Origin of the sequence: Streptomyces sp. NBC_01433, assembly GCF_026340105.1 — a bacterium.
Lineage (GTDB): Bacteria > Actinomycetota > Actinomycetes > Streptomycetales > Streptomycetaceae > Streptomyces.
The window spans coordinates 2,168,316-2,182,734 of the sequence record NZ_JAPEPM010000001.1 but is presented as its reverse complement, the minus strand read 5'-3'; the positions used below and the strand labels follow the sequence as shown (position 1 = coordinate 2,182,734).

Here is a 14,419-nt window from a genome sequence, read left to right as displayed (position 1 = left end):
CAGGGCCGCGCGCCCGCTTCCGTCCCCGGCCCCCGCTCGGCGGTACGAGCTTCGCTGACCGACTCGGTCAGAGTTACGGATCAACGGGTGCGGGGTCACATGTCCAGGCGGTGCTCGTGCCAGGTGCTGGCGGCCGTAGCCAGACGCAGGGTCCACGGGACGGGGTCGCCCGCGCTGATCTTGTCCCACAGAAGGCGGTTGGCGGCTGCGAAGGCGGTGATGCCTTCGACCGGCGCGGTGTGCCAGGCGGGGACCTCGGTGGCCCACCGCTCGGCAGCGGCGGGAGTGTGACCCGAGGCGATGAGCCAGATGACCCAGTAGCCGGCGTCGAGCCAGGCAGCCCCCTGGGTGGCCCAGGCCCAGTCGACGAGGCGCGCTCGATCGCCTTGTGGAGCGTGGCTGTCGACGAGCACGTTGGTGTGGTTCAGGTCGGTGTGCAAGAGGTGGTCCCCGGCGAAGAAGCGTAGATCGTCGAGGGTGTTGGCGTAGTGCTCCAGACGTTGTTCGGCGCGGAGCAGTTCGATGCCGGGGCAGGGGATGCCACCGAGGTGGCGCAGGAGAGCGGCGACTTCGGGGAGGTCGGGGGAGCCGGGGGAGTAGTCGGCGTGGTGGCCGTCGAGGGCCTCGAACCCGAGAAGGTCCCATCCGGCGGTCTCTACGTGCCAGCGCAGGACGGGAGCGGCCCCGTCGAGGAAAGGCGCGATCTCGGCTTCGCGGCGCTGAGTCCAGACGCGGGGGTGGTCGGTGCGCAGGCCCTTGATGTGCCAGGTTCCGGTGGCGGAGGCGACGCGGGCGGCGATCTCGCTGTTGAAGCCCTCGGTGACCTCCGCGACCGTGAGCAGGGGACCGGTGTGCTGCTCGACGGCGGTGCGGGCGATGGCGGGCAGCCGGTCGAGGCCGATACGGGTGGTCGCCACGGGACCTCACTCTTCTACGGGGCAGGTGGTGCGGGGGCTTCGGATGGAAGAACGTTCCGAAGCCCCTGCGGTTCTGTGGTGCCGGTGATCAACTGATCCACCGGACCTCCTCCACGATGTCTGCCCAGGTGTGCTGCTCGGGGTGCCCGGCGAACAGGCAGCAGCCGTCCCCGTCGGGTCCGGGGCTGATCACGGGGCAGTCCGGCAGCACCACCAACCGCACCTCGGCGCTTCCGTGCCAGCTCAGCCACCACGCGGTGCCGTACTCGGCGAGGTCGTCGATGAGGCCGTAGTGCTCGTCGCCGTCGTGGGTGGACAACTGGCACTGGACGGCGCTGTCGACGCACTCCGCACCCGACCTCTCCTGCGTCTCTCGCACCAGGTCCAGAGGCACCCGGCGCCAGTGAGTGCACCGCATCACGACACCAGCCCCCGAGGGTCGACAGAGTTCCGTGCCGGGCATTGGCGACACACGCAGAGTGGGAAGCCGCCCGGGTTGTCGGGGAGTAGCGGGTCATCGCCCACGCGTACCTCTGTAAGAGGCCCCCACGTTCGGCCGGAGTCGCGCGACACCCGCAAGGTCATCCGTACGGCATCAATCTCGAACGACGGCATGAGCACCTCATATACAAGAGACGATCTCCTTCACTCATGTACATGAGTGATAGCTGAAAGAGTGCCTCACTCCTATATAGGAGTCAAGTGACCCTCAGGGGAACGTCTGACGGTCTGGTTGGCTGACGCCTTCTCAGTCTTCGGCGGGGAAACGGTAGTCCAGGACGAACTGGTCAGCAGCCATGATCGTGTCGCACACCTCCACGACCCGTCCGGACTTCGTTGTCGCGTTTCGTACGAGGTGGATCACCGGAGAGCCGGGACTCAGTGCAAGTGCGGACGCCTCGGCCTTGGTTGCGAGCCGTGCCCGGACTGTCTCGCTGAACTCTGCGAGGGTGTGGCCGTGATCTTCGAGGCGGGCGTAGATCCCTCCGCCACCGGGATTCTCGGCGAACATCTCCGGGATGTCCTTCGCGACGTCCCAGGGGAGATACGAAGTCGCCTCTTCCGTGGGCACCCCCTCCCGGAAGTATCGGCGTTTGCGCGCGAGGACCTGGGAGCCGGCGGGTACGCCCAGCCGCTCGGTGATCTCTTCCGGAGCCTTGGCGGGGCCGATGAAGAGGATCGTCACGGACGGCTTACCACCGGACTGCTCGGCTTCTGCGAGGTAGGCCGCTTTCCCTGCCCTCCGGTGTGCCCGGCGGAACCGGTCGGAGGACTTGCGCTGCACGGGCGGCCGGGACCGTACGAACGAGCCCCGCCCGTGGTGCGTTTCGATCAGCTGAGCCGCCCGTAGTTCCGCGACCGCCTTGCGCACGGTTCCCGAGGCAACGCCGTAGCGTTCCATGAGAGTCGTCTCGCTCGGCACGGCATCCCCGGCTGCCAGCGCACCGGACCGAATCTGTGCGGCAAGGTCGTCGGCGATCTGGAGGTACTTCGCCTTGGCCGAAGAGGTCACATCGCTGTTCGCCATAGTCCTTCTGAGTCTCCTATTCTCATGTACATGAGTAACATCCCTCAGGAGACGCCGTCAACGCCGCTCCACTCCGTGTCCGTGGCCGGAGTCGTCGTCCGGGAGGACGGCCGGGTGCTCACGATCAAGCGAGCCGACAACGGGACCTGGGAGCCGCCCGGGGGCGTGCTCGAACTGGCTGAGGACCCGGAGGACGGTGTTCGTCGGGAGGTCTACGAGGAGACCGGTATCAAGGTCCAGGTGGACCGGTTGACCGGGGTCTACAAGAACACATCCCGAGGCATCATCGCCCTGGTCTTTCGCTGCCATGCCGAAGGCGGCAACGAGCAACTGTCGGATGAGTCCACGGCAGTCGAGTGGCTGACCCCGGACGAGGTGACCAGCCGCATGGCCGAGGTCTACGCGGTCAGGGTCACCGATGCTCTGCTGAACGATGCACCGCGCGTGCGAACACACGATGGTCGGAAGCTCATTCGGAACACATGAGCCCGGGGACCCTCCGGCAGGTCAGCGGATCGCCGCGTCCATGAGCACGTAGAGAAGCCCGACGAGGGAGCCGCTGCTGATGATCTCGCGCCGGTCGATAGGGGATGGCATGTCACAGGCCGAGGGTGCACGACTGTTCCGGGAGACCTGGATCGCGGGAGTTCACCGGCACTTCCCCGGTGAACCGAAGGGCGGTTACGTCACTCCGTGGGACGACACCCCGCAGTGGGAGCGCGAAGCCGCAGGGGCGGTCTACGAACAGGTGGCCCAGTTCGTCGAGATCAGCGACGCACACACCTCCCGGTTGTCCCGCGAACAGCGAGGCCGGTTCGTCGCGACCTGCTGGACGGCACAGATGTTCAAGCACTTCGACGACCCGAAGCCGGGCTATGTGGCGGACTGGCCCGACCTGCCCGCCTGGCAGCGGGAGACCGACGCCGACATCTTCGACGCCATCGAGAAAGCGCTGAGCTGACTGGAAGGCGCGTCGTGCGGTGCGGTGCGGCCGTTGGGAATCGGTAAATGTCCGGCAGAAGCGGGGCGTTGAGCGGATTGTCCGCAACACGCCCCCGGCTGCGGTACCGTAATCGTGTCATCACGCTCTGTGTGTACGTGTGTTCGTGCGTACGTGTACATGGGGCGGCCCCCGGGGGTGTTAGCAGCACCGGTCCGGAGGCCTTCACCCACGAGTGGTCTAGAGGTCCACCGGGATGCTTTGGCATGCTATCGCGCCGGTTCGGCGCTACACGAAGGCTTCGCACGACGTCGTGCGTCATCCGCGTCTGTGCAGCGACGCGAAGATCCTCCTCCTGTACGTCCAGGGGCTTCCCGAGGATCAGACCCACCTCCCGCTCTCCGAGCACGCGCAGAAACTGGGCATCAAGGGACGGGCGTTCCAGCGGGCCAAGGAACAACTGGTCACCCACGGATTCGTGCATGAGCAGCGGGTCTCCGGGGAGCAGGGGCGGTGGGTCACCCATCAGCTCTGCTCCAACGTGCCGCTCTCCGACGCCGATGCCCTCGCCGTGTGGCGGGAAGCGGGCGTCGACAGTGCTGCGCCTCCGAGTACGCACTCTCCGACGGTCGGTCATCCGACCCCCCGGACGGTCGGTGGCCAACTACCGGTAGACGAAGAACGGGAGAAGAACACATCCCACCCACCCACCGAAGCGGCCGACACGGAAGGCGATGGCCAGGTCTCACCGCCCGGAGCGGCTGAAGCGCCCGAAGCGGCTGAAGCGCCCGAAGTCGCGGAGGCCGAAAAGGTGTTGCTCTCCTTGCGGCACTCCCATCGCGATCTGCATCTCGGCGTCTCCGAGGCGCGTGCGCTCGTCGCGCACGCGGTGGAGTGGCTGCGGCGCGGGATCTCCGGCGGTGAGCTCCGGCGCGTACTGACCAGCGATCTGCCACCGGGCGGGGTCCGTTCCGCCGGGGGGTTCCTGCGGCACCGGCTGGTGCAGAAGATGCCCGAGGGGGAGCGGCGCGGTCCTGTTGCCCCGGTGGGGGTTGGGCGGCCCGCCGGGGTCTCGCTCTCGGCGGGTCAAAGGACCCGGGCCCGAGCACGTCTTCCGGGCCATGGCGGGCGAGGCCGAGTGCCCGGAGTGCCAGCAGGCCGCCGCCTGGGCGCACTGGGCCGCCAGGAGGGCCGCCGACCTCGGCGTCGATCTCGCGGGCGACGCGGCGGCGGCCGTGGACGCCGGGCAGGGTCCGGGAGGGTGGCGGGCGCGGCTCGCCGCTGCCGCGTCCGGTGGACATGGTGGACCCGGTGGACCCGGTGTCCAGTAGCGGGCCCTTACGTCCGGCCCACCACCACCCCCGCCCGGTCGACGCAGATCACGTCGACCTCGACCGGCGCGCCCCGCAGGACCGCCAGGGCCTCGTCGCGGGCGCGGGATGCCACCAGGTCGCCGAGCGGGACGCCCGCCGCCTCGCACAGGCGGAGTGCCGCCAGGCCCGTGTTGGCGACGGCGATCTCCGCCGCCAGGGCCTCGTCCGCGCCGCCGTGCCGGGCCAGTTCGGCGAGGAAGCCCTTGTCGACCTGGGAGCGGGCGGAGTGCAGGTCCAGATGTCCGGCCGCGAGCTTCGACAGCTTGGCGAACCCTCCGCAGATCGTGAGCCGGGCCACCGGATGACGGCGTACGTACTTCAGTACCGCACCCGCGAAGTCCCCCATGTCGAGCAGGGCGATCTCCGGCAGCCCGTACTCGGCCACCACGGTCTTCTCCGAGGTCGAGCCGGTACAGCCCGCCACATGGGTGTGCCCGGCGGCACGCGCCACGTCGACCCCGCGCCGGATCGAGTCGATCCAGGCCGAGCAGGAGTACGGCACCACGATGCCGGTCGTGCCCAGGATCGAGAGGCCGCCCAGGATGCCGAGCCGCCCGTTCCACGTGGAACGGGCGATCTCCTCGCCGTGGTCCACGGAGACCGTGATCTCCACGTCCCCCGTACCGCCGTGCGCCGCGGCCACCCGGGCGACGTGCTCCCGCATCAGCTGCCGGGGCACCGGGTTCACCGCGGGCTCCCCGACCGCCAGCGGCAGGCCCGGCAGGGTGACCGTGCCCACGCCGGGTCCCGCGCGGAACACCACCCCGGACCCCGGCGGCAGCTTCCGTACCGTGGCCCGTACCAGCGCCCCGTGCGTCACGTCCGGGTCGTCGCCCGCGTCCTTGACCACCCCGGCCATGGCCCGCTCCGGCCCGGCCGACAGCTCCTCCACCGCCAGCGCGAACGCGGGCGTCTGCCCCTTGGGCAGGGTGATGGTCACCGGGTCGGGGAACTCGCCGGTCAGCAGTGCCGTGTACGCGGCCGTCGTCGCCGCCGTCGCACAGGCCCCGGTGGTCCACCCCGGCCGCAGACCGGTGTGCTTGAGTTGAGCGCCGCGCCCGCCCTGCGGCTCACTGCTCTGCGGCTCACCGCTCATGGGGGCCTCGCTGCTCATGGAGATGGACCGTTGTGACGCATGTACTCGTACTCGGCGGTACGACGGAGGCCCGCCGCCTCGCCGAGTCCCTGGTGGAGAACGCCGAGTCCCCGGTGGAGAACAGGGACACGGGCGGGGACGTACGGGTGACCAGTTCACTCGCCGGGCGGGTGGCCGGGCCGAGGCTCCCGCCGGGCGAGGTCCGCATCGGCGGCTTCGGAGGTACCGACGGGCTCGCCGCGTGGCTGCGGGAGCACCAGGTGGACGCGCTCATCGACGCCACCCATCCTTTCGCCGGGACGATCAGTTTCCACGCGGCCGCGGCGGCCGCCATGGCCCATGTTCCCCTGCTGGCACTGCGCCGGCCGGGCTGGGTGCCCGGCGACGGCGACCGGTGGCACCCGGCCGGGTCACTGGACGAGGCGGCGGAACTGCTGCCCGCGCTGGGCGAGCGGGTGTTCCTCACCACCGGCCGGATGGGGCTCGCGGCCTTCGCCGGACTGGACGCGCTGTGGTTCCTGATGCGTTCGGTGGACGCCCCGGAAGGTCCCTGCCCGGCCCGGATGGAGGTGCTGCTCGACCGGGGCCCGTTCACCCTGGACGGGGAACGGGAGCTGATCCGCCGCCACCGCGTCGACGTCCTCGTCACCAAGGACAGCGGCGGCGACGCGACCGCCCCGAAGCTGACCGCCGCCCGCGAGGCCGGAATTCCGGTGGTCGTCGTCCGGCGGCCACCCGTCCCCGAGGGGGTTCCGGTGGCCGCCACTCCGGAGGAAGCCGTGGCCTGGCTGCGTGGCGTGGGCCGACCCTAGACCTGCGGGTCCTCCGGGGCCTCCAGGGACTCCGGATACCGTCGCGGCGTCCACACGATCTGCTGTCCGTCGCCGCCCCGCCGCACCCACCGCGTTTGCGACGAGCCCACGATCAGGATGGTCCGCATGTCGACGTCGGCCGGGTCGAGATCGGCGAGCCGCACCGTACGCACGCTCTCCGTCGGCCCGCCCACGTCCCGGCCGAGCACCACGGGGGTGTCCGGCGAGCGGTGTTCGAGCAGCAGGTCGCGGGCCTTGCCGACCTGCCAGGTCCGGCTCTTCGAACCGGGGTTGTACAGGGCCAGCACCAGGTCCGCCGTCGCCGCCGCGCGCAACCGCTCCGCGATGACCTCCCACGGCTTGAGCCGGTCGGACAGCGAGATCGTGGCGTAGTCGTGGCCGAGCGGAGCGCCCGCGCGGGCCGCCGCCGCGTTGGCCGCGGTCACCCCCGGCAGGACCCGTACCGCGATGTCCGCGTAGGCGTCCTGCGAGGCCACCTCCAGCATCGCCGTCGCCATCGCGAAGACCCCGGGGTCACCGCCCGACACCACGGCCACCCGCCGCCCGCGCCGGGCCAGGTCGAGGGCGAACTCGGCGCGCTCGGACTCGACCTTGTTGTCGGAGCCGTGGCGTGCCTGGCCGGGCCGTACCGGCACCCGGTCCAGATACGTCGTGTACCCGACCACGTCGTCGGCGGCGGCCAGTGCCCCGCGCGTCTCGGGCGTCAGCCACAGCGGTCCGGCCGGGCCGGTACCGACCACGACCACCTCACCGGAGTCCGGCGCGCGCTCGGGGCGCGGCGCGTCGATCCGGCTCGGCAGCACGGCGACAGCGAAGTACGGGACCGAACCGGCCTCGACGTCCGCCAGGTCGCCGGTGCGCTCCCCGGACATCGTGGCGCGCTCCACGTAACGGGCCTCGGGCAGCCGACCCGACGCCTCGAACGCACGGCGCACCGCCGGGAACGTACGGCCCAGCTTCATCACCACCGCGGAGTCCGTGGCCGCCAGACGGGCCGTCAGCTCCTCCTCGGGCAGCGTGCCGGGCAGGATCGTCAGGATCTCCTCGCCCTCGACGAGCGGGGTGCCGAGCCGGGCCGCCGCGGCGCTGACCGAGGTGACGCCGGGGATGACCTCGGTGACGTACCGGTCCGCGAGCCGCTTGTGCATGTGCATGTACGAGCCGTAGAACAGCGGGTCGCCCTCGGCGAGTACGGCGACGGTGCGCCCGGCGTCCAGGTGCACCGCGAGCCGGGCCGCGGCCTCGGCGTAGAACTCCTCCAGCGCGCCCCGGTAGCCGCCCGGGTGGTCCGTGGTCTCCGTCGTGACGGGGTAGACCAGCGCCTCCTCGATGTGGTCGGGGCGCAGGTGCCCGGCCGCGATGGACCGCGCGATGGACCGGCCGTGCCGGGCGCTGTGGTACGCGACGACGTCGGCCTCACCGATGATCTGCACGGCCCGTACGGTCATCAGGGCCGGGTCGCCGGGACCCAGCCCCACGCCGTAGAGCCGGCCTGCCCCGGTCTCGTCGACCGTGCCCGCGTCGGCCTCGCGCACTTCGGCTGCTCCGGCCTCGTCCACCTTGCCCGCTCCGGCCTCGTTCACGCTGTCGCTCATTACTCTTCCTCGCTGGCGATCGCGTTGATCGCGGCCGCGGCTATCGCGCTGCCGCCGCGACGGCCGCGCACGATCAGGTGCTCCAGGCCCGACGGGTGGGCGGCCAGGGCCTCCTTCGACTCGGCGGCGCCGATGAAGCCGACCGGGACGCCGATGACGGCGGCGGGGCGCGGGGCACCCTCCTCGATCATCTCCAGCAGCCGGAAGAGGGCGGTGGGCGCGTTGCCGACGGCGACGACGGCACCTTCCATCCGGTCGCGCCACAGCTCCAGGGCCGCCGCGCTGCGCGTGGTGCCCATCTTCGCGGCGAGCTCCGGCACCGACGGGTCGGACAGGGTGCACACCACGTCGTTGCCCGCCGGGAGCCGCTTGCGGGTGACCCCGCTGGCGACCATGGCCACGTCGCACAGGATGGGGGCGCCGGAGCGCAGCGCCGTACGGGCGTGGGCCACGGCGTCCGGGGAGAAAGCGAGATCGCGTACGAGGTCGACCATGCCGCAGGCGTGGATCATCCGGACGGCGACCTGGCTCACATCGGCGGGCAGCCCGGCCAGATCCGCCTCCGCGCGGATGGTGGCGAAGGACTGGCGGTAGATCGCCGGTCCGTCCTTCTCGTACTGATGCACAGTGCTGTCGCTTTCTTCTTCATCTACGGGAACAGGAACAGGAACAGGAACGGCTACGAGTACGGGGTCGGGCAGGGGCACGGGTCGGGCACCGTTCAGGCGCGGGCCGCGGCGACCGCGGCGGCGAGCGCGGCCGGATCGTCCCGGACCGTCACCGGAGCCTCGCGCCCGTCCCCCCGCACGTGGGAGATCCGGTGCCCGTCATGCGTGGCCACCACGTCGATCCACTCCCCGTGCGGATGGCCGCACCGGCGTTCGCACCCGGACCAGTACACAGGTAGCCGCCCGAGCGGTCCGACGGCGGCCCCCGCTTCGGCCCGCACATCGGCGAGCGACTTCGCGCAGCCCGGGTGCCCGATACAGGCCCCCACACCGGTCCAGGGGGAGTCGGGCCCGGTGATCAGCCCGGCGTCGGCGAGCGTACGGAGCGCCTCGGCGGCGTCCGCCTCGGCCAGCCCGGGGAGGACGACCCCGCGCCACGGGGTGAGCCGCAGCTCGCCCGAGCCGCGCCGTGCGACTGCGGTGAGCAGTCGCCACTGCGCGGGGGCGAGCCGGCCGAGCGGTACCCCGGCACAGAGCGCGGTGAGCCCGTGCGGTCCGGTTACGGGGCCCGGGGCCGGGGGAAGCGCGGCGGGCGGGCGGGCACGGTGGACGGCCGGGCCCACCGGGCCGACCCGCCGCGCGACCTCACCCGGCAGCGCGGCGCGGGCGTCGTCGGGCAGGTCCTTCACCCGCCAGGCACCGGACTCCCGGGCCGGCCCGAGGAACGCCTCGGCGGCGAGGAGCGCGGCGCGGGGTGCGTCGGCGGCGGGCACCCGGAGCACGGCGTCGTCGCTCCCGACCCGCAGCAGCGCGCTCCCGCCGTCCGCGATCAGGGTCACATCGGCACCGAGGGCGTCCACGTCGCCGCGGCCGTCGTCCAGGGCGAACAGGAAGCGGCCCGAGAGCCCCGTCGCGTGCGCGCTCCCGCACAGCGACGCGTCCAGCCCGGTCAGCCAGGAACGGATGTCGGGGAGCCCGCGGCCGTCGAGTCCGGAGAGCGGCGAGGCGACGATGTTGCGCACCCGCTCGTGCGCGTCGGAGGGCAACAGCCCGGCGCGGCCCAGCGAACCGGCCAGCTCGGCCCCGCAGCCCGGACCGAGTCCGCGCAGTTGGACGTTGCCCCGTGAGGTGAGATGCAGCTCACCGTCACCGAGCCGCCCGGCAGCCGTCAGAAGGGCATCCGCCTGAGCGGCGGTCAGTACCCCGCCGGGCAGCCGGACCCGCGCCAGCGCACCGTCGTCCGCCCGGTGCAGCCTCAGCGTTCCCGGGCAGGCATCACCACCGCTCGGGACGGCGAGGGCGCCCGTGGACCGGGGCGAGGGGGCGGAATCGGACATGGCGGCGAGCATACCGACCGCCCACCGTCCGCTCCCTGTGACGTACAACTCCAGCAACTCCAGCCCGCACCCGTGCTCACCGGCTTTCCGGTCCGGCCCGCACTCCTGCCCACCGGCTCTCCGCTCCAGCCCTCCACCAAGCGTCCGCCACGGGGAACACCGGTCTTCCGCCACGGGGAGCAACAGCCTTCCGCCGGCGGGAGCACCAACCTTCCCCACCCGCGCCCACCCACCGCCGCACCCCACCCGCTTAGGATGCAGAACGGCGGCCCATTCGGTCCGCCATCGCCAGACGGCGACAGGGGAGGAAGCCCGGTGAGATTCCGGCGCGGTCCCGCCACTGTGAGCCCGGCCGACACCCCGGCCGGGCGAGTCAGGAACTCCCTTCCCCGCAGCGCTCGGCTCCGTTCGAGCAGGGGAACCCGATTCCGACACCGCCCGGGGCGTGGACACCCCGAGGAAGGCCAAGACGCAGCATGATCCTGCTCCTGTCGACGTCCGACACCGACCTTCTGAGCGCCCGCGCCTCCGACGGCCCGGTCAGCTACCGCTACGCCAACCCCTCCCGGCTCCCGCTGGACGGCCTTCCGCAGCTCCTGGACGGCGTGGACCTCGTCGTCGTACGTCTCCTCGGCGGCGTACGCGCCTGGCAGGAGGGACTCGACCAGCTGCTGGCCACCGGCCGCCCGGTCGTGGTCCTGACCGGCGAGCAGGCCCCGGACGCCCAGCTGATGGCCGCCTCCACCGTCCCCATCGGCATCGCCGCCGAGGCGCACGCGTACCTGGCGCACGGCGGCCCCGCCAACCTCGACCAGCTGGCCCGGTTCCTGTCCGACACCGTGCTGCTCACCGGCCACGGCTTCGAGCCGCCCGCCCCGGCTCCCGCGTGGGGCCCGCTGGAGCGGACCGCCCGGCAGGTCCCCGCGTCCGCGCCCACCGTCGCGGTGCTCTACTACCGCGCCCACCACATGAGCGGGAACACCGCGTTCGTCGAGGCCCTGTGCACGGCCGTGGAGGACGCGGGCGCCCGCCCCCTCCCGCTGTACGTGGCCTCGCTGCGTACCCCCGAGCCCGAGCTGATCGACGAACTCCGCGCCGCCGACGTCATCGTGACGACCGTTCTCGCGGCGGGCGGCACCCGTCCCGCCGAGGCGTCCGCGGGCGGTGACGACGAGTCCTGGGACGCGGGCGCGCTGACCGGTCTCGACGTCCCCGTCCTCCAGGCGCTCTGCCTCACCAGCGCCCGCGCCGCCTGGGAGGAGAACGACGAGGGCGTCTCCCCGCTGGACGCCGCCACCCAGATCGCGGTGCCGGAGTTCGACGGCCGCCTGATCACCGTGCCGTTCTCCTTCAAGGAGATCGACGAGGACGGCCTGCCCGCGTACGTCGCCGACCCCGAACGCGCCGCCCGGGTCGCCGGAATCGCCGTACGGCACGCCAGGCTCCGCCACATCCCGAACGCGGAGAAGCGGATCGCGCTCGTGCTGTCCGCGTACCCGACCAAGCACTCCCGGATCGGCAACGCCGTCGGCCTCGACACCCCGGCCAGCGCCGTCGCCCTGCTGCGCCGGCTCCGCGCCGAGGGCTACGACTTCGGCCCCGAGGACGCGATCCCCGGCCTCGTCTCCGGCGACGGCGACGAACTGATCTACGCGCTGATCGACGCGGGCGGTCACGACCAGGACTGGCTCACCGAGGAGCAGCTGGCCCGCAACCCGGTCCGCATCCCGGCGGCCGACTACCGCCGCTGGTTCGCCACGCTCCCCGCCGATCTGCGCGAGGCCGTCGAGCGGCACTGGGGCCCGGCGCCCGGCGAGATGTTCGTGGACCGGTCCGCCAACCCCGAGGGCGACATCGTGCTCGCGGCCCTGCGGCGCGGCAATCTGCTCATCCTCATCCAGCCGCCGCGCGGCTTCGGCGAGAACCCGATCGCGATCTACCACGACCCCGATCTGCCGCCCTCGCACCACTACTTGGCCGCGTACCGCTGGATCGCGGCGTCCGCCGAGGACAACGGGTTCGGCGCCGACGCGATGATCCACCTCGGCAAGCACGGCAACCTGGAGTGGCTGCCCGGCAAGAACGCGGGCCTGTCCGCGTCCTGCGGCCCGGACGCGGCACTGGGCGATGTCCCGCTCGTCTACCCGTTCCTGGTCAACGACCCGGGCGAGGGTACGCAGGCCAAGCGCCGCGTCCACGCCACCCTGGTCGACCACCTCGTACCGCCGATGGCCCGTGCGGACAGCTACGGCGACATCGCGCGGCTGGAGCAGCTGCTCGACGAGCACGCCCAGATCGCGGCGATGGACCCGGCGAAGCTCCCGGCGATCCGCGCCCAGATCTGGACCCTGATCCAGGCGGCGAAGCTCGACCACGACCTGGGGCTGGAGGACCGCCCCGAGGACGAGGGCTTCGACGACTTCATCATGCATCTCGACGGCTGGCTCTGTGAGATCAAGGACGTCCAGATCCGCGACGGTCTGCACGTCCTGGGCACCGCACCGGCCGGTCACGACCGCGTCAACCTGGTCCTGGCGATCCTGCGCGCCCGCCAGATCTGGGGCGGTACGGCGTCCCTGCCCGGTCTGCGCGAGGCGCTCGGTCTCGACGAGTCCGCCGCCACCCGCACCGCCGCCGACGAGATCGAGGAGCAGGCCCGCGCCCTGGTCCAGGCGATGGAGGACGCCGACTGGGACCCGGCCGCCGTCGCGACCGTGGCCGCCGGACACCCGCGGGCCGTCGCCGACATCCTCGACTTCGCCGCCCACGAGGTCGTGCCGCGCCTCGCCGCGACGACCGACGAACTCGCCCACGCCGTCCACGCGCTGAACGGCGGCTTCGTCCCGGCGGGCCCGTCCGGTTCCCCGCTGCGCGGCCTGGTCAACGTGCTGCCGACCGGCCGCAACTTCTACTCCGTCGACCCGAAGGCCGTCCCCTCCAAGCTCGCCTGGGAGACCGGTCAGGCGCTCGCCGACTCGCTCCTGGAGCGCTACCGCACCGACAACGGCGAATGGCCCACCTCGGTCGGCCTGTCGCTGTGGGGCACGAGCGCGATGCGGACGGCGGGCGACGACATCGCGGAGGCGTTCGCGCTGCTCGGTGTCCGCCCCGTCTGGGACGACGCCTCGCGCCGCGTGACGGGTCTGGAGGCGATCCCGTACGAGGAACTGGGCCGCCCCCGCATCGACGTCACGCTGCGCATCTCCGGCTTCTTCCGCGACGCGTTCCCGCACACCATCGGCCTGCTGGACGACGCCGTACGGCTCGCCGCCTCGCTCGACGAGCCGGCCGAGCAGAACTACGTACGCGCCCACACGCAGGCGGACCTGGCCGAGCACGGCGACGAACGCCGCGCCACCACCCGTATCTTCGGCTCCCGCCCCGGCACGTACGGCGCGGGTCTGCTCCAGCTCATCGACTCCCGCGACTGGCGCACGGACGCCGACCTCGCGGAGGTCTACACGGTGTGGGGCGGTTACGCCTACGGGCGCGAGCTCGACGGGCGGCCGGCCCGTGAGGAGATGGAGACCGCGTACAAGCGGATCGAGGTGGCGGCCAAGAACACCGACACCCGTGAGCACGACATCGCGGACTCGGACGACTACTTCCAGTACCACGGCGGCATGGTCGCCACCGTGCGCGCGCTGAAGGGCACCGCCCCGGCCGCGTACATCGGCGACTCCACCCGCCCGGAGACGGTCCGCACCCGCACCCTGGTCGAGGAGACGTCCCGTGTCTTCCGCGCCCGGGTCGTGAACCCCAAGTGGATCGAGGCGATGCGCCGCCACGGCTACAAGGGCGCCTTCGAGCTGGCCGCGACCGTCGACTACCTCTTCGGGTACGACGCGACGACGGGCGTGGTCGCCGACTGGATGTACGACAAGCTCACCGAGACGTACGTCCTGGACCCGACGAACCGCGAGTTCCTCCAGCAGGCCAACCCGTGGGCCCTGCACGGCATCGCGGAACGCCTCCTGGAGGCCGAGTCGCGCGGGATGTGGGCCAAGCCCGACCCGGCGGTGCTCGAAGCGCTGCGCCAGGTCTTCCTGGAGACGGAAGGCAACCTGGAGGGCGAGGACTGATCCGGGTCGGCCGACTCCTCGGCGGATACGGATACGGATACGGATAGCGA

At 72.0% G+C, this 14,419-nt stretch carries 13 protein-coding genes, 1 pseudogene and 1 riboswitch; of the genes and pseudogenes, 5 read left to right on the top strand and 9 right to left on the bottom strand.

The genetic code is table 11. The features are described 5' to 3' along the window. Positions 1–95: 95 nt before the first annotated feature. From OG413_RS09875 to OG413_RS09865, 3 genes are all read right to left on the bottom strand, one after another. The gene (locus tag OG413_RS09875; protein ID WP_266804366.1) at positions 96–917 is read right to left on the bottom strand and encodes an aminoglycoside phosphotransferase; all 822 of its coding nucleotides are present in this window, start codon (positions 915–917) and stop codon (positions 96–98) included. Positions 918–1,005: 88 nt separating this feature from the next. Continuing rightward, positions 1,006–1,335 carry a hypothetical protein gene (locus tag OG413_RS09870; RefSeq protein ID WP_266804364.1) on the bottom strand — a complete coding sequence of 110 codons (330 nt, stop codon included), beginning with the start codon at positions 1,333–1,335 and terminating at the stop codon, positions 1,006–1,008. 330 nt (positions 1,336–1,665) lie between these two features. Then, on the bottom strand, positions 1,666–2,445 hold the full coding sequence (locus tag OG413_RS09865) for a GntR family transcriptional regulator (protein ID WP_266804363.1): 780 nt from the start codon (positions 2,443–2,445) through the stop codon (positions 1,666–1,668). An 18-nt stretch (positions 2,446–2,463) separates the two neighbouring features. On the opposite strand from OG413_RS09865, the gene OG413_RS09860 reads away from it, so the two are divergent. After that, the gene (locus OG413_RS09860; RefSeq protein WP_266810026.1) at positions 2,464–2,931 is read left to right on the top strand and encodes an NUDIX hydrolase; all 468 of its coding nucleotides are present in this window, start codon (positions 2,464–2,466) and stop codon (positions 2,929–2,931) included. Positions 2,932–2,952: 21 nt separating this feature from the next. On the opposite strand, the pseudogene OG413_RS09855 reads toward OG413_RS09860, so the two are convergent. Beyond that, positions 2,953–3,030: pseudogene (locus tag OG413_RS09855) on the bottom strand (NUDIX hydrolase); the annotation flags it as partial. 10 nt (positions 3,031–3,040) lie between these two features. Here OG413_RS09855 and OG413_RS09850 point away from each other — a divergent pair. After that, positions 3,041–3,406 (top strand): hypothetical protein, encoded by a 366-nt coding sequence (locus OG413_RS09850; RefSeq protein WP_266804361.1) that lies wholly within the window; start codon positions 3,041–3,043, stop codon positions 3,404–3,406. Between the two features lie 724 nt (positions 3,407–4,130). Here OG413_RS09850 and OG413_RS09845 read toward each other — a convergent pair. Next, on the bottom strand, positions 4,131–4,271 hold the full coding sequence (locus tag OG413_RS09845; RefSeq protein WP_266804359.1) for a hypothetical protein: 141 nt from the start codon (positions 4,269–4,271) through the stop codon (positions 4,131–4,133). Between the two features lie 235 nt (positions 4,272–4,506). Here OG413_RS09845 and OG413_RS09840 point away from each other — a divergent pair, with 235 nt between their 5' ends. Next, on the top strand, positions 4,507–4,716 hold the full coding sequence (locus OG413_RS09840; protein ID WP_266804357.1) for a hypothetical protein: 210 nt from the start codon (positions 4,507–4,509) through the stop codon (positions 4,714–4,716). Positions 4,717–4,723: 7 nt separating this feature from the next. Here the strand turns inward: OG413_RS09840 and OG413_RS09835 are convergent, their stop codons facing one another. Then, the gene (locus tag OG413_RS09835; RefSeq protein ID WP_266804355.1) at positions 4,724–5,872 is read right to left on the bottom strand and encodes a cobalt-precorrin-5B (C(1))-methyltransferase; all 1,149 of its coding nucleotides are present in this window, start codon (positions 5,870–5,872) and stop codon (positions 4,724–4,726) included. A 14-nt stretch (positions 5,873–5,886) separates the two neighbouring features. Between OG413_RS09835 and OG413_RS09830 the strand changes: the two genes are divergently transcribed. Then, on the top strand, positions 5,887–6,666 hold the full coding sequence (locus tag OG413_RS09830; protein WP_266804353.1) for a cobalt-precorrin-6A reductase: 780 nt from the start codon (positions 5,887–5,889) through the stop codon (positions 6,664–6,666). Here OG413_RS09830 and OG413_RS09825 read toward each other — a convergent pair. The 3 genes from OG413_RS09825 to cobG all read right to left on the bottom strand — a co-directional run bounded on the left by OG413_RS09825 (position 6,663) and on the right by cobG (position 10,299). After that, a complete protein-coding gene (locus tag OG413_RS09825) occupies positions 6,663–8,282 on the bottom strand; it encodes a precorrin-2 C(20)-methyltransferase (protein WP_266804351.1) in 1,620 nt (539 codons plus the stop codon). The two genes, OG413_RS09830 and OG413_RS09825, sit on opposite strands and share 4 nt — an antisense overlap. Then, a complete protein-coding gene (locus tag OG413_RS09820) occupies positions 8,282–8,908 on the bottom strand; it encodes a precorrin-8X methylmutase (RefSeq protein WP_266804349.1) in 627 nt (208 codons plus the stop codon). The genes OG413_RS09825 and OG413_RS09820 overlap by 1 nt, the downstream gene beginning before the upstream one ends. A 95-nt stretch (positions 8,909–9,003) precedes the next feature. After that, positions 9,004–10,299: a precorrin-3B synthase gene (gene cobG / locus OG413_RS09815; protein ID WP_266804347.1), complete on the bottom strand. Its 1,296-nt coding sequence runs from the start codon at positions 10,297–10,299 to the stop codon at positions 9,004–9,006. Between the two features lie 292 nt (positions 10,300–10,591). Continuing rightward, positions 10,592–10,670, top strand: a riboswitch (cobalamin riboswitch). Between the two features lie 93 nt (positions 10,671–10,763). On the opposite strand from cobG, the gene cobN reads away from it, so the two are divergent. Next, positions 10,764–14,369 carry a cobaltochelatase subunit CobN gene (gene cobN, locus OG413_RS09810; protein WP_266804345.1) on the top strand — a complete coding sequence of 1,202 codons (3,606 nt, stop codon included), beginning with the start codon at positions 10,764–10,766 and terminating at the stop codon, positions 14,367–14,369. Positions 14,370–14,419 lie beyond the last annotated feature (50 nt).